Here is a 19,554-nt window from a genome sequence, read left to right on the forward strand (position 1 = left end):
CACTTTTGTGATTTTCACTTTACCTAAATCTGGAGTCCGAAGTCTATTTTCTACTTCAATTGCTTTGTTCGTACTAGTAAGGTAACGAATAGGTCCATTAAATTTATCAATGATATCTTGATATGCTGAAAGTTCTTCTTCAGTCATCTTACTTCCGAAAACCAAAACTTGTAGAGGCTCATACTTATCTTCAACAACTTCTTTCAACAGGGTTGCACCGTGCCCACTTACTAAAGGCATCAAAAAACGCCCCTGATCATTTGTGTAGACTATATCAAAAAGAGTCTCTGTACCATCTACTGCTAACCTGTAAGCCTCAAATTTTCTTTTTGCTACCACATTATCTTCTGAGCTTTTGTATAATTCCAAGCCATCCCAATCTTTAGAGTTCATATGGAAATCTCCATCACCCTGAATATTTGGAGGATTAAGACCTATAGCATGTGGATGAGTTTCGCATGTGGCTGAATCCAACGTTACAATATTCCCATTTAAATCCATGACATCAATTTTTATATTAACAAAAATCTGATGAGACGATTTTAAAACATCTGCTCTAAAAGTATCGAATAAATTTTCCTTTTTTAAATGGATATAAAAGAATTCTCTAGACCTGAAATGACTATATGTTTCTTCTTGTTCTTCAAAAAAATCAAAGTTATCTGGACCAAGACCTACACCTAATGTAGATTTATCGTCTGGATTATTAGTAAGGTTAACATCATAATTTTCTGGATCTACTATAAATTCAGCATCTGGATTTACTGTTGTTGTTTTTGCCGCATACAAAGTGATTTGAGGCTGACCGATAACTTGCTTAACATTTTCAAAATTGAATCTCCAAGCCGAATCCGTCATATAATATTCACCATTGGGATCGTTATCTACTGAACTTCGTAAAATGGCAGTCGCCTTTCTACCCTCGCTACCTGAGCAAAAACTCATTGTTGGATTAGTAGAATACTCATACGCTCTTGGTGATTTTGACTTTCCAGCTGTCGCTTGTTGTGTCTTAATCGCTGCTTGACTCACTTTAAACGTCTTTGACATATCTTGTGTGTGATCACTTGATAGCACCAATTTTGCTTCATCATTGGTTGACTTCACTGACAAAGGAAGACTTAGTTCAAATTCTTTTTCTGTTTCTTCCACTTGTGAGAAGTCAACGCTAAAGTTGCTCTCTGAAATTTTTTCTACCTTAATATCTTCACTTGGTGCTTCAATGTCTTCATTTAACACAAAGTCACTATTCAAGTTAAAGGTGATTACTTTCTCAGCACTTTCTTGTATATTGCTGAAAGTCCCTTTAACGGTTGCTGCGAATGACTCGTCAGCTTCTAAGGTATCCTTATCACCCGTATCAATATCTTGAAGACTGATCTTTGGTTCTTGAGTTGTTTTTTCTATACTGTTTTCAAGTTGTTGATTATTGTCTTGCAAACCGACTTTTGGCTCTTGACTGCTGTCCGTTGAGAATTCTTCTGCGATTGTAGTCACAGGTGCCATCAACGTATTTGCTAAGATAGCTGCTAAGGCTAATCCCGTAGGCAGTTTTCCTCGTAAGAACTTCTTCATCTCTTTCCCTCCTGTTGTTCCTTATTTTGTTTCAATAATACGTGGTTGTTTTCATTCCTGAGCTTCTTCATTCAACTCCCCCTTAGTACTAAATTGAAAAAGGCACATTGAACGGATTTCATTGCTCCTTCTTGTTAGCATTTGCGGTTTCTACCTTTTTTTAAAAAGTCATCGCTAGATCAATAGAGATGATTAAGTGATTTCTTTTCTCATACGTTCCCTCTTTTCCCTCTAAATTTTTATCAAAAATGATAGGAATCATCTGATACTGTGATACGAAATCGTTGGTTGTCAGAGCGCTTGGTTTTGAGTTCGCTCATTTGTCATATTTTGCTCTTGATCAAAAATTTCATAAAAACGTTGTGAAAGTCGATAGCCTTTTCCCCAAGTGGTAAGAATCGTCTCATCGGGATACCCTTTTTTTCTCAGTTTGTTTCGCAGCTTCCTGACAGCTGTTGAGAGCATCGCCATCTTGGAATCCGTGATCTCACCGCCCCAGATCTTTACACACAACTCTTCGCGCGAGACGACTTCTCCTTTTGCTTCATATAGTTCATCCAGAAGCCGTCCTTCCATCGTGCTGAAGAAGGACCTCGTAGAACGCCTGTCCCTTTGATCAAAGTCCATTGTGTGAATTCCGCCTGAGAATCGATCCGCTTCTTGTCGGCCATACTCATGATTGCTCGAACGCATCAAGGTCTCTCGAAGCTCTTCGATGCTTGATTCATTAGACAACCAAAAATTCACTCGAATGTCTTGTCCTTCAGCTTCAAGGGAATGATCATTTTTTCGTATGACGATCGTTGAAGATTTATTGAGTATCGGTAACAGCCACTGAAGCTCAATATCAGAAACCGTCTCACTAATGATCGTGCAGTAGAACAAATTAAAAAAATGTAAAAACTCACTCTGCATCCCTTTTTTGGTTAACAAGCTGCTTGAACTAAAGACTTCATAGTTCAAGCGCTGTAATTTCTTTTGAAACTCTTCTTCCGCTAGAATATTTTTGGTTAATAATAGAATTGGTCCCATGTTGTTCCTCTCCTTTTGCTTCTCTGCGCTGCTACAATATGTAATGGCGGAATATATTATTTATCATAATTTATAATTACTAATTTATTGATTTTTGCAATTGACGTGTCAAAAACGACTATTATCATGTAATTATTTCGTAGAAAAAACATAAAAATGATTAACAAACTCCTTGAACATGATAAAAGCACATGGATAAAGTCATAGAAGAACAAAAAAAAGGCCACTCGCGGGGAGTGATCTGAATGATTATATATGAAAGGGAGTCGCTTAGATCGAACCGTTACTACCGAAGATGTTGACTTGGTGAACCCCAGCTCTTTTAGCGTGTCGATGCTCTCTTCGATTTCTATTTTGGATGCATAAAATGAATGTATTCCAATCAGCTGCTATGTTAGTTCCTCCGTCGCTGCACTTTTAATCGTAATTTGAATAAAAATCATTTCTTGAATTTTAATTTTCATTAAGCTTCCCTTTTATAACTAAAAAAACATTTTCTAGTTAGTTCTTGTATGCTACTCAATCGTCAGCATTTAAATGCTCCATCAGTTCTTTTACTGAATCAACCTTTGTTGTTAATCCATTTTCTACTTCATAACGAGCAATAACACTCTCAATGGGTTCTTTACTTGGTTGGAAAGGTAAACGTTGTTCTCGCACACTTTGTTTTAAAAATATTGTAACAGCTGTGGTTAAATCCGCTAGTGTAGCTTTTATTTGTTTCCCGAGTAAATAAGTTGGACGAAAGGGCTTGATTATCGTCCGCCAGAATTCCGAAAATCAATCACAAATCTTTTCCAAATGTTTAAAGATATTTTTGAATAAATTCAGTCAGTTTTGCCTCATAGCCTGATTGATTAACATAGTACGATAATCCGTGTTCTGCGGAGGGGACAATGAATAAATCTTTTTCAGCGACTTCGTTTTGATAATTCTCAATGCCCATCCAAGTGGGATTATAATCATCTTCTCCGCCGTGAATAAATAAAGTCGGTGTTTTACTATGCTTGACGGCTTCACTTGGATTTGCGTCTTCGAAGGAATAACCTGCAAGTACTCTTGACTCAAGACTGGCAATATTTAAGAGTGGAAAGCTGGGTAAGTGAAACATTTGTGTAATCTGGTAACCAAATTCATCCATGACTGAGGTATAACCACAATCATCCACGGCTACCTTGACTTGTGATGGTAAATCTTTCGAGCCAGTCATCATAGCAACTGTTGCCCCACCCATTGAAATACCATGTAAAACGATTTTAGTATTTTCTGGTAGTTTATTTTTTAACAATAAGTTTATCCACTGAAGGTAATCTTGACTATCTTTATAGCCCATTCCAACATACTTGCCACCACTTTTACCATGGCCACGATTATCAGCCATAAAGACATTGAATCCATGTGCACGGTAGTATTTGCCGTAATCACCCATCATCGTAGCATCAGAACGATATCCGTGAACTAAAACGGCTAATTTAGTTGATTTTGTTTCTGCTGGAAGATAATAACCTTGAAGGTCTGTTCCATCTTTAGCGGTTAAAGACAAAGTTTCCGCGTTTTCCTTCTTTAACCAAGTGGCACCATCGTCACGAGCTTTGGCAAAGGTCTGCGAAACGATATCTTTGCCAGCTTGACTGGTAGGTGTAGGTGGTTGGGCATCGATTGCGAAGTTGAAGAGATAAGTACCTCCACCGATTAAAATTACTAGAATTACAAGAATAATGGTTAGGATGATTATTTTTCTTTTCTGTTTCATTGTTTAACTTCTTTCATTATTTGATTGTGCATGAATTAAAGTATTTCCCAAATCCCATAAGTTATTAGCAGTAAGGGGATCGATTGCCCACTGACGAACACCAAATTTTGATGTGCTCTCATTTGTAACAGCAGTACCGATATTGTTATCCTCGACAAAAACACCACCTTTATCTTTGAGTAAAGGACTAGTCGCAGCCCAGATGATGGAAGCAGCCCCTTGACTGACCGTTTTGAAATAGTCATATTCTTTTTGACCGTGTAATTTGGCAGCAATTGAATTTTTAAGACTAATTAGATGCGTAAATCTTAGGTCATTCATTAGAAACGAGCCGACTTTTTGAGTCGCTTGACTGTTTGTCACGAAACGCCCGAGACCAGTTCCTGGGACTAGTCCCGGATGGGCCGCAAAAAAACGAATTCCATCGGCTTGAGCGCGTTTATCAAATTCTGTTGCCATTAAAATATCTGCTACTTTTGATTGGGCGTAAGCAGTTCGGGGGTTATATTCACGCTTCACAAAATTAGGATCGTCAAAATCAAAACCATTCCAGCTTTGTGCTCGTGACGTGACCACCACTACTCGTGAGTATTTCGCTGCCTTTAAAGCTGGATATAAGCGTTGTACTAACTGAAAATGGCCTAAATAATTGGTAGAAAGTTGAGATTCGTTTCCGCGCGCATCTCTTCTTAAAGGAGCAAACATAATGCCGGCACTTTCGATTAAAAGGTCTAGCGGGCGATTGGTCGCTAGAAAATCGGTAGCAAACTTGTCGATTGAATCGGAATCCATCAAATCTAAAATACCGATTTCTACATTATGAAGATGACCTACAGCAGTTTTGGCTTTTTGTAAAGTTCGAGCCGGGACAATCACATGGGCACCAGCTTTGATAAGAGTTTTAGTAACATGTAACCCAATACCGCTGTAGCCACCAGTTACGATGGCAGTTTTCCCAGTCAGATCGATTCCCTTAATGACTTGTTCTGAATTTGATTTCATAGTGAACGGACTATTGATTGGTTGTTGAAGTGTTTTTGGCATAATTAAGACCTTCTTTTACTTTATTGGGTGTTTCACTTGTAACGTCTATAATGGCATGTTAAACTCTCAATAGTCAGTGGTCAAGTACAGGGCTTCTAGCTGTTACATTTAGGAGGAATTTGTTATGGCTAATTCATACGATCAAGAGCAGCGTCGGTTAAGTCAAGAGAGCTTACAAATTGCATTGTTTTCATTAATGAAGGATCAACCATTTGCTAACATCACTATTAGTGAGCTTTGCAAAAAAGCCGGTATCTCCAGAATGGCATTTTATCGTAATTATAATTCGAAAGATGAAGTGATAATTGACTATTTCAAAAGTTATGTTCAACCATTTTATCAGTACTTATCGGATCAACCGCAAAAAGACCCGGTTGTAATTACACGTGCCTTTTTTGAATACGTTGATCAGCATACTGAGTTGTTTGAAGTTCTAATCAAAAGCGGTGCGGAAAATTTGTTAATCAGAGAATTCACGAAATTTGTTTCGCAATTTTATTTGGATAACGTACGGAGCATTCCTTTTGAAGGAGAATACGCTTTTTATTGGAACAGCTTCATTTCAGCTGGTTTATATAATATGATGATTGAATGGATCAAAAACGATAAAAAGACTTCGATTGATTTATTGACCAAAATTACTGTAAAAATTGGTGGATAAAGGGGCAGGGTGTGGTTTTCAAAATCGATGGACACACTATTCCGGTGCACTAGATGTTTGTAAACGAATCTTCACTCATATTGTTTTATCCGCTTGCGGAACTCCTCTTCTTCGTCTTCTCGCACATCTCCTATGTGCTTCTATCCGATAATTAAATAGAACCAAGATATCTTCTAATGGCAATTCACTATGAGGTAGTAAAGACTTGTATAACTCGCCTTTAAAATAGATTTAAATTCCAATCTTATCTTGTGTGACTTTAATAGAGTTCAATGCCCCAATGTAATCAGATGTGACTATTTTATCTTTTGCCTTTCCTTCAAAACCAACATCCTGAATACAGTACACAATAACAAATTTTGCTAAACGATCCTTCATATATTCTTCTCCATTCAAAAAATTTTTCTACTCTATAGCTCCATTTACACTAGCGATTTATAACTCGTCAATTTACATATTGGATATCAAAGCGGCAGGGTTGCTGCAAGTATAATAAGACCCATCGACAAGGGCAAGTCTGTCACGGTTGAGAAAGTTTCGACAACTTTGGGCGATTCCGTAAATTCTTGCTGGAAAAACGGATGATTCTGATTCTGCTGTCTATGTTTAAGAATAGAGAAAAATTAGAGGATGCCGGCTATCTTGTCATTAGCAATAATGATGTTTTTCATTCAAACTATGACAGTGTCAAGGAAAACTTGGAAGAATTAAGATTAAAGGGTACAGGGAAGGAAGGAAAAAGCGCTGAAGGCGATAAAGTCATTGTGACCTACTACAAATAAATCGTACGAATAATTGGCTAGAATGACCCAATTCTATAAAAAGGATATCCCGCAATCATTCGCGCGATATCCTTTTTTTTGATCAAATCATTTTTTTCAAGCTACGACCACTTACATAGAGCATGACAAAAAAACCGGTCTATGTAAATTGTTCGCTTAGGTAACTTTCGCCTTTTTCCATTAAGAAAAAAAAGCGGAATTGTTCTTTGATCGAGCCGTTGCTGCTGAAGATGTTCCCTTGGATAAGACCATGCTCCTTTAGCGTGTCAATGCTCTGTTCAAACTCTGTTTTGGATGCATCGAAAAAGTGATGCGTCAAATTGTGAAAATTTCTCTTTGCGATCTCGTTTAGGATCGATTTGTCTAATGTTCTTAGTTCCATCGTATGCCCCCCTTTCTGGAAAATCATAATAACACCAAAAAAATAAATTTGAAGGTTATTTCACAATTTCTTTCTTTTCCAACAAAATTCTCATTTGTCTGCTATTGTAAGTCCTAACGTTTCATCATCCTATCCTCACCATTCTTTTAGCGATCTATAACAGCTCTTATGTATGGGAGGATGACTCACAAAAATTCAGAAAATCGGTCTCATTCCTTTGTCTTTATTCTCACAAATGACTCAAAGAGTTTTCATGATCCGTTCCTTCAATTTCTTTTTGACATTTCGGCTGACTTTTAAGGTCTGCTGATTGGTCATCCCTACATGCTCCCCATCAAAAAATACGACCTGCTGTAAATTAACGATCGTCTGCTTATGAATGCGAAAGAAATGCTTTTCTTCTAGATCATCAATAAAATCTTGCATCTTCCCATAGGCAGAGAATTCTTCTGACGTCGTCTGGACGACCACACCGCCTTTTCTGCCTAGAGTGTTGGAATGAATCGCAAGAATCTTGTTGATAGGTACCAATTGAAGCCCCCCCGAAACAAGCTCTAACGGAAGACGTTGGTTGCTCTTGGTCAGATTCGTAATAATCGGTCGGACCTTCTTTTCGAACTCCTCATAGACTACTGGCTTCACTAGATATTGATTCGTACCGACTTCGAAGCTATCCTGCATCCGTTCGCTATGACTCGTTAAGAAAATCAGCTGTCCATCATACCCGTACTCTTGACGCAAACGCTTCGCAGCCTCTAGTCCATTAATCCCTGGCAGCTCAATGTCCAAAAAGAGAACGTCAAACTCCTTCGTTCGTTGTTCATATGCGCGAAGCATCTCCTCGGCGGTCACAAAGCTATGGGTCCGAAACTCTACCTCCATCACAAAAGACAGCTTGATCAGCATCTTCTTTAATTGTTCCTGATAGCGAGACTCATCTTCACAAATCATCATATTAATCATGTCAACACTCCATTACGCTCATTCTTGGTAATAATCGCTCTTTTACGTAGCGATACAATAAAAACAACTGCCACTTGATACTGCATCATCCATTTGACATTTTTTGTGCGAAAAAAATGAAGGAGAACACTCAACGGAATCCCCTCAACGCTTTTCCTGATTGAATTCTTTTTGTGCGTCTTTGATTCATAATGGTTATGCTTGTTTTATTGGCAGGATAACCTTCATGGTGTTCAGCTCTTGTTCACTGGTTGCTTCATACATCCCTGAATAGTTTTCAATAATTCGGCTGATAATCTGGGTGTATTCCCATTGATTCACGGTTTCCTTTGGTAAAACATGGTTCGATTCCTTAGGGTATTTGATCGTAATGACGAGATGTTGATTTTTAGTTGCCATGTCCACCTTAATTCCTCGATCATCGTTACTTAATCTGGCTCCCTGTAGCGCGCGATCAAATAAACTGCCGAGTAACACAGCTAAGTCCTTTTCAGCCAGAGTGATTGTCTGATCAATGTGAATCGTATTCTCTAAGTGGATGCCTTCCTTTTGGCATTGATCCTGTAGCGAGAAGAACGTACTATCGATAACTTGATTGCCAGTAAAGCTGGCATCACTGGCGGTGAAGTATTGCTGGTACACACCCTTCATGTATTCCTTCACGTAATCAAGCTGGTTTTCCTCCATCGCATGTTCGATCTCTAAATAGTGCTTCTTAATGTCATGCATTAACCGATTATTCTTTTCTAGATAGGCCTTATTTTGTGCTAGTTTATTCTCTTGGAATTCGACTTGTTTACTAATGACAAGATTTTCTTCAAAGAGCTTTCGTGTCTTTTCTAAGTAGTAACAGAAGTAGATGTTGATGCCGCTGGCAAGAATCAAAATGATTAGGATAAGCCCCTTCATCTGATTCGAAAATTCTAGGCTTGTAACCACACTTAAAAGCAATAATAGATTCAATGAAACTAAGAGCCACACCAGCACATATTTCTTATCAAAGTATTGAATCAAAGGCTTCTTGTTTCGACGCAAATAATTGATGACAAAGAGAGTTATCACTACAATAACTTCCACGTAAACCTCTGATGATGGTGACGATTCCATTTCGCTATACTCTAGAACAGTCATAGAGGACATAATGGCAATCGCATGGAAAAACTCTAGAACGACTGCCCCTTGTATCAGTAGAACAGTTGCCATCACTTTATTTATAATCGTTCCCTTGAAAAAGAAAATAAGTGACCCAAAGATCATCACCAGTGTTCGAACAGCTGATACCCCATCTGACATATATAGTATTTGAGCAATCGCAAAGCATATCACATAAAGCAATAGATAAGCAAAAACGCTTCTTTTCTTTCGAATGAGCAATAAATTGAACAGCAGAAGAACAACTGCTAGATAAAAAAATGTATTTACCATGCTACTAATTATTATTTCAAAAGACATTCCTTCTCACCTCAATTCATTCTTCCTTAGTCCATCGTTCACTTATTTTACTGGTAAAAGAATCTTCATTTCATTCATCATTTGTTCTTCTTTTTCTTCATACATGCCATGGTATTTCTCCACAATTCGATGAATCATTTGAGTGTCCTCCCATTGTTCAACAGTTCGCTTAGGCAGTAGTTCCTCAGTAGTTTGAGGGTAATCCACGGTAATTACTAGGTGATGATTTTCTGTTTTCATCCCTACCTTGATTATTTTATCCAGCTTTGTTTGATTAGCAGCTTTTACTGCACGATCAAATAGGCTGCCTAGTAAAACTGCTAAATCTTTTTCATCGAGATTGATTGTTCTATCAATATGAATCGTATTTTCTAATTGAATCCCTTCTTTTTCACATTGATCCTGCAAAGAGAAGAACATACTATCAATGACTTGATTGCCAGTAAAAGTGGCATCACTAGCGGTGAAATATTGCTGGTAGACACCTTTCATGTATTCCTTCACGTAATCAAGCTGGTTTTCCTCCATCGCATGTTCGATCTCTAGGTAATGCTTCTTAATGTCATGCATTAACCGATTATTCTTTTCTAGGTAAGACTTATTTTGTGCTAGTTTATTCTCTTGGAATTCGACTTGTTTACTAATAACGAGATTTTCTTCAAAGAGCTTTCGTGTCTTTTCTAAGTAGTAACAGAAGTAGATGTTGATGCCGCTGGTTAATATTAAAATAGCTGAGATAATACCTTTCATTTGGTTGGAAAATTCCAGGCTTGTTACAACAGACGTAAATAATACAAAATTTAGTGTAATTAAAATCCAAACTAATATGTTCTTTTTGTCAAAAGATTGGATGAGTGGTCTTTTCTTTTGCAGAAGGTAGTTTAGAGCTAACAAAATGAGTGTCGCTACTATCTCAATATAAAAAGTAAATCCTATTGGGATGGATATCATGATTGCTATTCCGTGAAAAAAATCTAAAACGATTCCTAACTGAATCACTAATACTATGGACATAATTTTATTTGGCAATGTTCCTTTAAAAGCAAATATGACCAAAAAGAACATTGTAATAAATGTTCTACCAGCTGAAGCCCCTTCATTAACAACTGAAACGTATGTAAGAGCTAAACTTATGGCTAAAGAAAAAAGGATTGGTAAAATCGACTTTTTTCTAACTAATAGCAAATTCAATAGTACGGTCATCACCAAAAAAGATAATACTGCACTAAGTATATGAAGAAAGGCTTCTAACAGCATATCTCACCTCGATAATTCTTATTTGTACTAATGGGTAAGAAAATTTTTATGGAAGAATTTTCTTTCACATCATACATCCCATGGTACTTCTCCACGATCCGGTGAATCATTTGAGTGTCCTCCCATTGTTCAACAGTTCGCTTCGGCAGTTCCATTCCTAATTCCTCAGCGGTTTGAGGATAATCGATGGCAATGATGAGATGATGGTTCTCTGTTTTCATCCCCACCTTGATTGTTTTATCCAGCTTTGTTTGATTAGCAGTTTTCACTGCACGATCAAATAGGCTGCCTAGTAAAACTGCTAAATCTTTTTCATCGAGATTGATTGTTCTATCAATGTGAATCGTATTTTCTAATTGAATCCCTTCTTTTTCACATTGATCCTGCAAAGAGAAGAACATACTGTCAATAACTTGATTGCCAGTAAAAGTGGCATCACTGGCAGTGAAGTATTGCTGGTAGACACCTTTCATGTATTCCTTCACGTAATCAAGCTGGTTTTCCTCCATCGCATGTTCAATCTCTAAATAGTGTTTCTTAATGTCATACATTAGCCGATTATTCTTTTCCAAGTAAGCCTTATTTTGTGCGAGTTTATTTTCTTGGAATTCCACCTGTTTACTAATGACAAGATTTTCTTCAAAAATCTTTCGTGTCTTTTCTAAGTAGTAACAGAAATAGATGTTGATGCCGCTAGATAAGACTAAAATGGTTAAAATAATACCTTTCATTTGGACTGAAAACTCCATGCTTGTGACAACACTAGAAAACAGAATAATGTTTAATGTAATCAAAAACCAAACTAACATGTATTTTTTATCAAAGTATTGGATTAGTGGACTTTTCCCACGGCGAAGAAAATTGAGTCCTATTAGTACTATTAAAACGATATGTTCTATGAACGATCCTTGACCGTCTGCTACCAACAGCATCAATATCACACCATGAAAAAAATCTAGGATCATTCCTATTTGTACAACTAATACTATAGCCATTATTTTATTCGGTATCGTTCCTCTAAATAATCTCAGAGATGCAAACATAATAATTAATGTTTTAAATATAGGCACCCAATTATTGACCAATGAGATATATGCTACCCCCATACAAATAGGTAACCAAAATAAAAAGCCTAAGAAGCTCTTCTTTTTCCTAATTAGTACCAAATTAAAGAGCAAGAAGTTTAGTAAAAAGGCATACATCCCATCAAACACTGCTTTAACAACCTCGTTCATTCACTCTTTACTCCTTCAACAAAAAATAACTAATTATACTTATACAACTGTAACATTCACAATCGAAAGCGTATCTTTCTTTATTACTAGAACGCAATTATTATATAATAATTATCTTAATGATAGCATTTATTAAACTACGATTAAAGTTTTTGTATAATTAACTTCAAAAAAATAGAAAACTAAAATGATTTTATTTTCTAAGGTTATTAAAGTATCTTTATTTATTATTCTCAATAATTACTACCATGTTTTCTTGTGAACCAGATTTTCTAGATAAAAAAACATTGTTCATGTATAAAATAGTTGTCAAATTACGTGTAATCCCCCTATATGCATCGAAGTTGACTTTATTGATAAAAATGATTGAACCCAGACGTCACAAAGAAATCTTAGGCAACCCCTTCTGCATAATGAGAATAATAGGTTTTAAATACACAAGGAATTTCTTAGTCTTGTGAAAACTAAGTTACATCTTAAAAACGTTGTTATATCAATGATTAGCGCTAATACTTGACGGAGATTGACGGCTAATGAAATGTTTGTGAAATCAAAAAAGTTTAAAAAAAATTAACCTCACTGGAAACAGAAAAATGAGATATACTTGATCGAATTGTAATCGTTTTCTAAAAAAAAAGAAAAAAAGGGAGTCCATTTTTTTGAACTTCAAAATTTTTTTCGATTGTTTTCTATCGAATCATATTCTCCATCTGATAGATTGCCTGAAAGCGGGATTCCATTAGTGAGTCAGCATAAGTATCTAGTGTCAGTTGTGTAGATGAATGTCCCATGAGTGCACTAACAGACAGAATATCACTCTGTGCTTCTAAGCAACGTGTCGCGAATGTATGGCGCAATTGATGGAAATGGATGTCTGTTAATTGGCATTTTTCTCTGATGCGATGAAAATGATAGGTCAACAACCGAGGCTCAATCGGCTTGCTTTTGTTGGAAAAGACAAACATGCTGGTTGAATTCTCCTTGTGTTTGAGCAATAGTTTTCTTACTTTATCAGACATTGGGATAGATCGAACTGAAGCCTCTGTTTTTGAACTGTCGTATACTAGCTGTGTCCGATACCCATCATTCGCTAATTGAATTCTTTGATACGTGTGAGTGATATGAATTATTTTTTGTTCAAAATCAATATCTGACCAACGCAAAGCTGAGATTTCACCAATTCTCAATCCCGTATGCAAGGATAAGTAAGTTGGAAGTCCAGTTCCTTTTTTTTCTGTTAATGCAATTTTTTCTAATTGCTTTTGTTCTTTGCGACTCAATGAACGTTTCTTTCTCTTTTTTTCTTTTGGTAATTTGATGCTGGCAAAGGGATTTTCATTTACATGAGATTTTCTCTTTGCTTCATTCAAGCATTGTGAGACTATTCGAAAGATTACTTGAATCGTTGATTTTCTTAACTTCTTTTCCTGCAAAGAAGTAAGAAGATTTTGCCCTGTTTCTTCGGTCAGCTCATTTAAAGGAACATTTCCGATAACTGGGAAAACATACTTTTTCAACTTGTAGCGATAATTTGAATAGGTCGTTGGTTTTACGTCCATTCGAATATCCGCTAGCCAGTAATATCCCCATTCTTCTAATGGGATGCTAGAGCTACCGCGAATTTCTTGATAGGTTTTATATTGAATTTTTAATGGATAAAGCTTTTCTCGAACCTCTTTCAGGGTGCGGCCATAAACATAGCCATATTTGATCTTTCCAAGTATCGTTCGACCTTTAATATAACGCCCTTCCCAACGTCCATCTTTTCGTCGATAAATATTTTCTCCTCTGCGCATTTTCACTTCTCCTTTGACGGCTTATTTGACGGCATACAAACTCGTAGTTTATCTGCCGCTAATTACTAATCTGGATAATAGAAAAATATCAATTATTAAAAAAACGAATCGAAACAAATAATAATGTTAATAAACATTGATTGTTATACTAATATATATTAGAATGCACTTGTTGGAAATACTTTTTTAACACAAAATACAGTTTTATGATATTTTTTATCTTGTTATTCACAAAAATAAGAGAAAATTCATATAAAAATAACATCATAATTAATCCCCTCTTTTTAGCTAAAATGGGAAATCTGCTGCATTCCTATTGAATTCATGGTCTTTTTAATGACCGCTTCCCTAGCCGATCATAGCTGTACACAGTTAAAAATAAGTCCCCCACTGTTTTCTTTTCAAAATCATAAAATATCAAACAATTCATGTTTTTATTTTTTTCTTTTTTCTATCTAAAATTTTAAAACTTTTCAGTCATAAGAATTTCCATTATAGTTTCAGTGAACAACGATTAGCATAGTTGAAAACTGAAGGAGGAGTTTTGTATGAGTACGATTCGTTTATCTGATTGTTTGAATGACAGAGAGTGGTCCCCTTTATGGGAGCGTTACGTAGCAAATGCCGCGCCCTTTGATCCAATAAGAATTCAGGAGATCTCCTGTTTGATCCCACTTCCAGAACAAACAGGCATGCTTATTTTTTCTGAAAACCAGACGTTTTTCAGTGAACTAGATGCGTTGAAAATACTTGAGCTTTATTCTACCGCCCATTGTTTCCCCAACTATCAAATTCTCGCCAATTGCCTGAAGGATGTCGGTTCTTTTGGTCAATACAAGTTTCCTTGGATCTGTCCGTTTTTTGCGCTGGCTCCGTTAGAAGGGAAAACTCAGACCATCTGGCTGAATCCACTAAAAATCTTTGCCTTGAAAAGCATCCAAGGACGTTATTGTGTAGATCTGTTAGATGGGCCGAACTTACTGCTGCCGGTTCAACGCCGCAGCATCATCACTCGGGCAGAGATCGCCTGCCTCATTCTTGCGACGATTCGCCGCGGGAATTTTCATTTCGTCATCGAGGGCAAGATTCCTTCTGACTACTTGACGCTGCCAAATACGCCATTTGCGAACAGCTTGAAGAACCGTAAAACCTTGACGCGCTTCTATACCTCGTTAGGTGAACTAAACCAGCTCTATCAAAAACTCTACTCCCTCCATCACTGTGAAGAACTCATTGATAATCCTGAGGCTATTGATCATATTCAGTGGCTTTAAGCCTGGATAGAAAAAGAGCAGCCAACGTTTCAGACACGTTGGCTGCTCTTTTTTTAGTCAAGAAGGCAAAATAAGGAAAACCCTTACATTATATCCTCTTCATTCTTTTTGTCAAATTGCAATTTGGTTTTTCACCCCCTAATTTTACCTGTTTTGGTGTTAGAAAGCCTAATCTTGTGTTCAAAACCTGCAAAATTGGGGGGTAAAATGCAAAATTGCGATTCGCAATCTTTTTTGAATTGCTTTATCTTTTAGTCACCGGCCGGAACAACAAACAAAAAAGGAGGAATCAGGATGATCCAAAAGATCGGCAACAAATTACAGGTAGAGATTGACTCAGGAGCAGACAAGATGAAAAAAGTCACCTTTCCAAATGTCATTGATGATCCAGAAGAAGAAAAAGTTCTTGAACTAGGAGCGATCATGACGGAGCTATCCCCCGAAGGCAGCGACCTGTATGGCGTGATCTTAACGACTCAATCACGCTATACCAAATAATGTGCAGTGTTACTGACCTGCTTCGGCGGGTTCGTCACACGAGCTGTAATCGGAGGAAAAATACGATCGACATTTCCAATTAAGCGGAGAAGGCTTTGCTTCCATCAGTCCCACGAAACGCTCTACGCTCAACATGTTCATCTTTTTGCATAGACCATTCAGCGATTGTTCCTGACCTGCGTTGGCTTTCTCGTCTGTGAACAAACGCGCTAGTGGACTGATCGAAGCGGTACGAAATAACTTAGAAGGGAGAATGTAAGATGTTAAAAATTGTTGCTACGTTTAGAAACAGCTTTGGCAGAAGTCAGTCTTGGAGCTTCAACGATCCAGACCCTCAAAAAACAGACGCAGAGGTCAAAAGCCTGTTACAGCGTCTCACGCAAGTCAAGCTTTTTTATAAGGACGGTGCGGAGCTATTCAGTACCGTCGAAAGTGCGAAGTATGTCGAAACGACTGAACGCATCATTTTTGATTCGAAGTAAAGCATTCAAGGAGCAGCGGTCTGACAGCCGCTCTCCTCTATCGTGAAAAAGAAAGGATGAGAACCGATGAATGAGCCGCTTTTGACGCACTATCAAGTTTTTCATTTGACCGCCAAAACACTGGAAACACGTATCATGACCTATTATCAAGAAACACAAAACAGCAGTTTGACCCTAAGATATATCCTTGCTTTACGGGTGCGCTTCAAGCTTGGTGCGCAAGAGTTTGACCACATTCTGAAGGATCTTGTCCGCCACTTGTTTATGAATACCAAAGCGACCAAAACCATGAAGCGATTCTTTTATTATTTCGAGGACTACTTTATCACGCCTGAATGGAAGAGCTTGAATTTACGTGTCTTTCCATTGAGAAACTTTGGTGAAACAATCGCTTCTGTTGTCCATTCCTTAATCTCACTTGTCCGTCCAGAAGAAACCAGCGAACCTTGATGAATAAACAACGCAGAGAAACTTTTGAGAAAGGAACAGAAAAACATGATCCAGGATTTGATTGCGACATTCGGCAAAAGCGATGGCGGCACCCATAAATGGACCTACAAAGAGGTGGACCCCAGCTTGTCTGACTCAGAGATCAAAGAAGCTTGCGAACTCTTATCGACCTTAAACATCTTTGAACAAAATGGCGTAAAACTATTTGACTCTGTTGTCACCATAAAAGCGTTGGTTCATAAGGAGCGACTGATCTTCGACCCAGAGCATGATCCAGAGTCGGCTCAGCCTGAAGTAGAACAGCCTCAGGAAACCACCTGTGCGGAGGTGCGTTGTTTCGAAGTGAGGGATGTGGCAGAACAGGAGGAAAAAGCGCCATTAACGGAACCTTCCTCCCCTTATTCGAGGATGACACCACATGGCCGCTATTTTAAACAATTAACCACAATTGACACGGAAGAAAAATCAGCAGTCGTTCTAACAGCAGGAAAAGCGTCACTTCTTCAATCGAAAACAGGAGATGAGCGAGAGAAACACCCCTCTTCCTCACCCCATGACTTGACTCGATTCGACCAAAGTACAAAGGAACAAAACATGCTGCTCCGCTGGGTTCACAGAATAAGAAAACAAAACAAAGAAGGTCCGCCAACCAGCTGGCGAGAATAGTACGCGAACAAATCCGATCATTGAAAACCAAATACTGCGTAGAAAAGAAGGTTTCATGCCACCTGCGGCTGTAATCGCAGGTGGCAATCCAATAAATTAGAAAGCGAGGGATGTCTATGAAATTTTTAACGATCGCGTCAGTCGGAACATTTGCTGCCTATCTATTCGGTGGAAGCTTGCCGATTATGGGCATTTTTCTAACAATGGTCGGCTTAGACTTAACGACCGGCTACATCAAAGCTCTGAAAAGCCACACGTGGGTGTCTTCCATTAATCTCTATGGCCTGTTTACCAAATTCATCACCTTTTCCACCATCATCTGCGCGGCGGCACTAGACAAGATTGCACCAGTGGTGGGGATTGCTCTGCCAATCAATGTGGCGCTGATTTGGACTGTGCTATTAATTGTGTACGAGATCGGTTCAATTTTGGAAAATGCCCATGAATTCGGACTGAAGATCACGTGGCTGCAGAAATGGCTGCGAGTCTTTGAACGGGATGTTGGGAAGCTCCCTGATAAGGACGATCAGGAAAATAATATCCAGTGAAGGGGGTGAAGCACATGCCTAGTACAGAAACTGCTTTACAGTATGGTCTGGACTTACGGGGAAGGGTCTGCTATTCCATGTCCAGACGGCTAGAGGCTCACTCGATGGATTGTTCCAGCTTTGCTTTCCGCGCATTGATAGCAGCGGGCTTTCTCCCCAGTGACGCTTACATCGGCAACACCGAAACGCTCTTCGGATTGAATGGAACATTGCTAGAGGAAATCGAACGCTGGGAGGTTCGTCGTGGGGATCTTTGGATCGCAGGTCATGAAGGCGCATCGCTGGGATCATCTGGGCATACCGGCTTTTTCTTGGGTGATATTCATGGGGATGCACTACATTGCACCTATTCCAAAGGCTGTCAAAACATCGCTGTCACCAAAGCAATCGGCTGGATGGGGGATTATTCTGGCTTGCCAGTTCGCTATTTTCGTGTGAAAAACGCGACAGTCGCTGGTCCCAGCGAAGATTGTAGCCAACAACGAATCCTTGCCATCGATGGCTCTTGGGGCCCTGCCACCACACGACGCTTACAGGAAATCTTGAATTGCGGAACCAAAGATGGGATCATCAGCGGTCAGGTCAAAAACCGCGCGAACCAATCTATCCCTTCTGTTGAATTCGGTCATGGCGGCTCCAATATGATCCGCGCCCTCCAAGCCTTTTTAGCTGTGCCTTCAGATCGCAACTTCGGTCCTATCACCTGTCTCGCGCTGCAAAAAAGAATGGGTACGACACCCGATGGCATGATCAGCCCAATCTCTGATTGCGTGAAGGTGATGCAGAAAAGATTGAATGATGGATGGGTTTAACGAGAAGAAGATGACGGCACCTGCGATTTTTTCAGAATTGCAGGTGTTGCCATGCTATGTTATACAGTAGCGTCCGATAAAACCACAGCATTTATACTTCTTGGCTCGTTCAGCATCCCCCTGATCCCAAAGCTATTCTCTTTTTCACATAGTAAACCAGCGATCGATGTCGCATGAGTACCATCTGAATCAGAATAATGATCACCAATGGCAATTAGGAATCCTTTTTTACTCATAAATGCCTACAATAGGAGTTAAATAGTCATCAAGACCAAATACTCTTTCTAATGTTAACGGATCTATAGAAGGCAATTCGACAGTTTTTAAATCATTGACCTCATACTTGCCTTCCCAAATCAACCATAAATCAAAAGGAGCATTAATCGTTTTCAATAGCTGCGCAAATTCTCCATAAAAACTTTTCCAAGAAAAGATATCTACATAATAAATAAACGGCTTAGTCGTGTATTCATTGATGGTTCCAACATCTTTCTCTCTTTTAATTGAAAAGCTTTCCTCTGATCCATCAAGAAATACAAAAATTTTTTCAGTAGGATCAATTTCTTTTATATCAATCCCCATGTTAGCTTTAAAAGTAGAAATAAGATCGGCATAATTATCGAATTTTTTTAGATCGTTTACTGAAAAAAATTCCGAGCTGTCTGATGAATTCTTTAATTTTAAATCATAAAAACTAGCTATATACATACCTATCGACATATAATCCCCCCTTTATAAGTTTTCCACATATCCACTTAGAGAGCAATAAAAATCATAGCTATTGAAGAGAAGTTCTATCAAGAGAGCTATCAGAACTTTGAAGAGTGAAAGAGAGCTGTGCGTAGTTATATGTGGTATTACATTAACTTTTGCTATTCGGAAGCGTTGAACG

22 protein-coding genes are annotated in these 19,554 nt (G+C 38.3%); 9 read left to right on the plus strand and 13 right to left on the minus strand.

Annotation, left to right across the window (positions count from 1 at the left end):
* The 4 genes from AC4J95_RS19330 to AC4J95_RS19345 all read right to left on the minus strand — a co-directional run.
* A partial coding sequence (locus AC4J95_RS19330; protein ID WP_494551252.1) for a hypothetical protein occupies positions 1-1,575 on the minus strand: 1,575 nt, incomplete at its 3' end.
* A 291-nt stretch (positions 1,576-1,866) separates the two neighbouring features.
* On the minus strand, positions 1,867-2,607 hold the full coding sequence (locus AC4J95_RS19335) for a helix-turn-helix domain-containing protein (RefSeq protein ID WP_494551253.1): 741 nt from the start codon (positions 2,605-2,607) through the stop codon (positions 1,867-1,869).
* Positions 2,608-3,412: 805 nt separating this feature from the next.
* Positions 3,413-4,360 carry an alpha/beta hydrolase gene (locus AC4J95_RS19340; protein WP_494551254.1) on the minus strand — a complete coding sequence of 316 codons (948 nt, stop codon included), beginning with the start codon at positions 4,358-4,360 and terminating at the stop codon, positions 3,413-3,415.
* A 3-nt stretch (positions 4,361-4,363) separates the two neighbouring features.
* Positions 4,364-5,404, minus strand: coding sequence for an SDR family NAD(P)-dependent oxidoreductase (locus tag AC4J95_RS19345; protein ID WP_494551255.1), 1,041 nt, complete (start codon positions 5,402-5,404; stop codon positions 4,364-4,366).
* Positions 5,405-5,528: 124 nt separating this feature from the next.
* Between AC4J95_RS19345 and AC4J95_RS19350 the strand changes: the two genes are divergently transcribed.
* Positions 5,529-6,065 carry a TetR/AcrR family transcriptional regulator gene (locus AC4J95_RS19350; protein WP_494551256.1) on the plus strand — a complete coding sequence of 179 codons (537 nt, stop codon included), beginning with the start codon at positions 5,529-5,531 and terminating at the stop codon, positions 6,063-6,065.
* Positions 6,066-6,296: 231 nt separating this feature from the next.
* Here AC4J95_RS19350 and AC4J95_RS19355 read toward each other — a convergent pair whose 3' ends face one another.
* Positions 6,297-6,443, minus strand: a complete 147-nt coding sequence (locus tag AC4J95_RS19355; protein ID WP_494551257.1) for a hypothetical protein — start codon at positions 6,441-6,443, stop codon at positions 6,297-6,299.
* 203 nt (positions 6,444-6,646) lie between these two features.
* Between AC4J95_RS19355 and AC4J95_RS19360 the strand changes: the two genes are divergently transcribed.
* Positions 6,647-6,847, plus strand: a complete 201-nt coding sequence (locus AC4J95_RS19360) for a hypothetical protein (RefSeq protein WP_494551258.1) — start codon at positions 6,647-6,649, stop codon at positions 6,845-6,847.
* Between the two features lie 139 nt (positions 6,848-6,986).
* On the opposite strand, the gene AC4J95_RS19365 is transcribed toward AC4J95_RS19360, so the two are convergent.
* The 6 genes from AC4J95_RS19365 to AC4J95_RS19390 all read right to left on the minus strand — a co-directional run bounded on the left by AC4J95_RS19365 (position 6,987) and on the right by AC4J95_RS19390 (position 13,932).
* A complete protein-coding gene (locus tag AC4J95_RS19365) occupies positions 6,987-7,229 on the minus strand; it encodes a YjcQ family protein (protein ID WP_494551259.1) in 243 nt (80 codons plus the stop codon).
* A 240-nt stretch (positions 7,230-7,469) separates the two neighbouring features.
* The gene (locus tag AC4J95_RS19370) at positions 7,470-8,192 is read right to left on the minus strand and encodes a LytR/AlgR family response regulator transcription factor (RefSeq protein WP_494551260.1); all 723 of its coding nucleotides are present in this window, start codon (positions 8,190-8,192) and stop codon (positions 7,470-7,472) included.
* Positions 8,193-8,387: 195 nt separating this feature from the next.
* Positions 8,388-9,644 carry a hypothetical protein gene (locus tag AC4J95_RS19375; RefSeq protein ID WP_494551261.1) on the minus strand — a complete coding sequence of 419 codons (1,257 nt, stop codon included), beginning with the start codon at positions 9,642-9,644 and terminating at the stop codon, positions 8,388-8,390.
* Positions 9,645-9,686: 42 nt separating this feature from the next.
* Positions 9,687-10,901 carry a hypothetical protein gene (locus AC4J95_RS19380; protein WP_494551262.1) on the minus strand — a complete coding sequence of 405 codons (1,215 nt, stop codon included), beginning with the start codon at positions 10,899-10,901 and terminating at the stop codon, positions 9,687-9,689.
* Complete coding sequence (locus AC4J95_RS19385) at positions 10,892-12,136, minus strand: hypothetical protein (protein WP_494551263.1); 1,245 nt, start codon at positions 12,134-12,136, stop codon at positions 10,892-10,894. Before AC4J95_RS19385 ends, AC4J95_RS19380 begins: the two co-directional genes overlap by 10 nt.
* A gap of 689 nt (positions 12,137-12,825) precedes the next feature.
* On the minus strand, positions 12,826-13,932 hold the full coding sequence (locus AC4J95_RS19390) for a tyrosine-type recombinase/integrase (RefSeq protein ID WP_494551264.1): 1,107 nt from the start codon (positions 13,930-13,932) through the stop codon (positions 12,826-12,828).
* A 548-nt stretch (positions 13,933-14,480) separates the two neighbouring features.
* Between AC4J95_RS19390 and AC4J95_RS19395 the strand changes: the two genes are divergently transcribed.
* The 7 genes from AC4J95_RS19395 (at position 14,481) to AC4J95_RS19425 (ending at position 18,662) form a co-directional block, all read left to right on the plus strand.
* A complete protein-coding gene (locus AC4J95_RS19395) occupies positions 14,481-15,206 on the plus strand; it encodes a hypothetical protein (protein WP_494551265.1) in 726 nt (241 codons plus the stop codon).
* A gap of 294 nt (positions 15,207-15,500) precedes the next feature.
* On the plus strand, positions 15,501-15,704 hold the full coding sequence (locus AC4J95_RS19400) for a DUF1659 domain-containing protein (protein ID WP_494551266.1): 204 nt from the start codon (positions 15,501-15,503) through the stop codon (positions 15,702-15,704).
* Positions 15,705-15,964: 260 nt separating this feature from the next.
* Positions 15,965-16,186 (plus strand): DUF2922 domain-containing protein, encoded by a 222-nt coding sequence (locus AC4J95_RS19405; protein ID WP_494551267.1) that lies wholly within the window; start codon positions 15,965-15,967, stop codon positions 16,184-16,186.
* Positions 16,187-16,252: 66 nt separating this feature from the next.
* The gene (locus tag AC4J95_RS19410; protein ID WP_494551268.1) at positions 16,253-16,636 is read left to right on the plus strand and encodes a hypothetical protein; all 384 of its coding nucleotides are present in this window, start codon (positions 16,253-16,255) and stop codon (positions 16,634-16,636) included.
* 45 nt (positions 16,637-16,681) lie between these two features.
* Complete coding sequence (locus tag AC4J95_RS19415; protein ID WP_494551269.1) at positions 16,682-17,302, plus strand: DUF2922 family protein; 621 nt, start codon at positions 16,682-16,684, stop codon at positions 17,300-17,302.
* Positions 17,303-17,418: 116 nt separating this feature from the next.
* Entirely contained in the window at positions 17,419-17,850 is a 432-nt protein-coding gene (locus AC4J95_RS19420) for a phage holin family protein (protein WP_494551270.1), read from the plus strand.
* Positions 17,851-17,864: 14 nt separating this feature from the next.
* On the plus strand, positions 17,865-18,662 hold the full coding sequence (locus tag AC4J95_RS19425) for a peptidoglycan amidohydrolase family protein (RefSeq protein WP_494551271.1): 798 nt from the start codon (positions 17,865-17,867) through the stop codon (positions 18,660-18,662).
* A 59-nt stretch (positions 18,663-18,721) separates the two neighbouring features.
* Here AC4J95_RS19425 and AC4J95_RS19430 read toward each other — a convergent pair whose 3' ends face one another.
* A complete protein-coding gene (locus AC4J95_RS19430; protein ID WP_494551272.1) occupies positions 18,722-18,898 on the minus strand; it encodes a hypothetical protein in 177 nt (58 codons plus the stop codon).
* A complete protein-coding gene (locus AC4J95_RS19435) occupies positions 18,891-19,382 on the minus strand; it encodes a hypothetical protein (protein ID WP_494551273.1) in 492 nt (163 codons plus the stop codon). The genes AC4J95_RS19430 and AC4J95_RS19435 overlap by 8 nt, the downstream gene beginning before the upstream one ends.
* Between the last annotated feature and the right edge of the window lie 172 nt (positions 19,383-19,554).

It is taken from the genome of Enterococcus sp. GPZ-007 (assembly GCF_059374735.1).

Coding starts and splice junctions, on each gene's coding strand:
- AC4J95_RS19420 (WP_494551270.1), top strand. CDS start 17,419: ATGAAATTTTTAACGATCGCGTCAGTCGGAACATTTGCTGCCTATCTA.
- AC4J95_RS19435 (WP_494551273.1), bottom strand. CDS start 19,382: ATGTCGATAGGTATGTATATAGCTAGTTTTTATGATTTAAAATTAAAG.
- AC4J95_RS19335 (WP_494551253.1), bottom strand. CDS start 2,607: ATGGGACCAATTCTATTATTAACCAAAAATATTCTAGCGGAAGAAGAG.
- AC4J95_RS19410 (WP_494551268.1), top strand. CDS start 16,253: ATGAATGAGCCGCTTTTGACGCACTATCAAGTTTTTCATTTGACCGCC.
- AC4J95_RS19425 (WP_494551271.1), top strand. CDS start 17,865: ATGCCTAGTACAGAAACTGCTTTACAGTATGGTCTGGACTTACGGGGA.
- AC4J95_RS19350 (WP_494551256.1), top strand. CDS start 5,529: ATGGCTAATTCATACGATCAAGAGCAGCGTCGGTTAAGTCAAGAGAGC.
- AC4J95_RS19380 (WP_494551262.1), bottom strand. CDS start 10,901: ATGCTGTTAGAAGCCTTTCTTCATATACTTAGTGCAGTATTATCTTTT.
- AC4J95_RS19430 (WP_494551272.1), bottom strand. CDS start 18,898: ATGAGTAAAAAAGGATTCCTAATTGCCATTGGTGATCATTATTCTGAT.
- AC4J95_RS19415 (WP_494551269.1), top strand. CDS start 16,682: ATGATCCAGGATTTGATTGCGACATTCGGCAAAAGCGATGGCGGCACC.
- AC4J95_RS19370 (WP_494551260.1), bottom strand. CDS start 8,192: ATGATTAATATGATGATTTGTGAAGATGAGTCTCGCTATCAGGAACAA.
- AC4J95_RS19385 (WP_494551263.1), bottom strand. CDS start 12,136: ATGAACGAGGTTGTTAAAGCAGTGTTTGATGGGATGTATGCCTTTTTA.
- AC4J95_RS19405 (WP_494551267.1), top strand. CDS start 15,965: ATGTTAAAAATTGTTGCTACGTTTAGAAACAGCTTTGGCAGAAGTCAG.
- AC4J95_RS19365 (WP_494551259.1), bottom strand. CDS start 7,229: ATGGAACTAAGAACATTAGACAAATCGATCCTAAACGAGATCGCAAAG.
- AC4J95_RS19400 (WP_494551266.1), top strand. CDS start 15,501: ATGATCCAAAAGATCGGCAACAAATTACAGGTAGAGATTGACTCAGGA.
- AC4J95_RS19355 (WP_494551257.1), bottom strand. CDS start 6,443: ATGAAGGATCGTTTAGCAAAATTTGTTATTGTGTACTGTATTCAGGAT.
- AC4J95_RS19395 (WP_494551265.1), top strand. CDS start 14,481: ATGAGTACGATTCGTTTATCTGATTGTTTGAATGACAGAGAGTGGTCC.
- AC4J95_RS19360 (WP_494551258.1), top strand. CDS start 6,647: ATGATTCTGATTCTGCTGTCTATGTTTAAGAATAGAGAAAAATTAGAG.
- AC4J95_RS19390 (WP_494551264.1), bottom strand. CDS start 13,932: ATGCGCAGAGGAGAAAATATTTATCGACGAAAAGATGGACGTTGGGAA.
- AC4J95_RS19340 (WP_494551254.1), bottom strand. CDS start 4,360: ATGAAACAGAAAAGAAAAATAATCATCCTAACCATTATTCTTGTAATT.
- AC4J95_RS19375 (WP_494551261.1), bottom strand. CDS start 9,644: ATGTCTTTTGAAATAATAATTAGTAGCATGGTAAATACATTTTTTTAT.
- AC4J95_RS19345 (WP_494551255.1), bottom strand. CDS start 5,404: ATGCCAAAAACACTTCAACAACCAATCAATAGTCCGTTCACTATGAAA.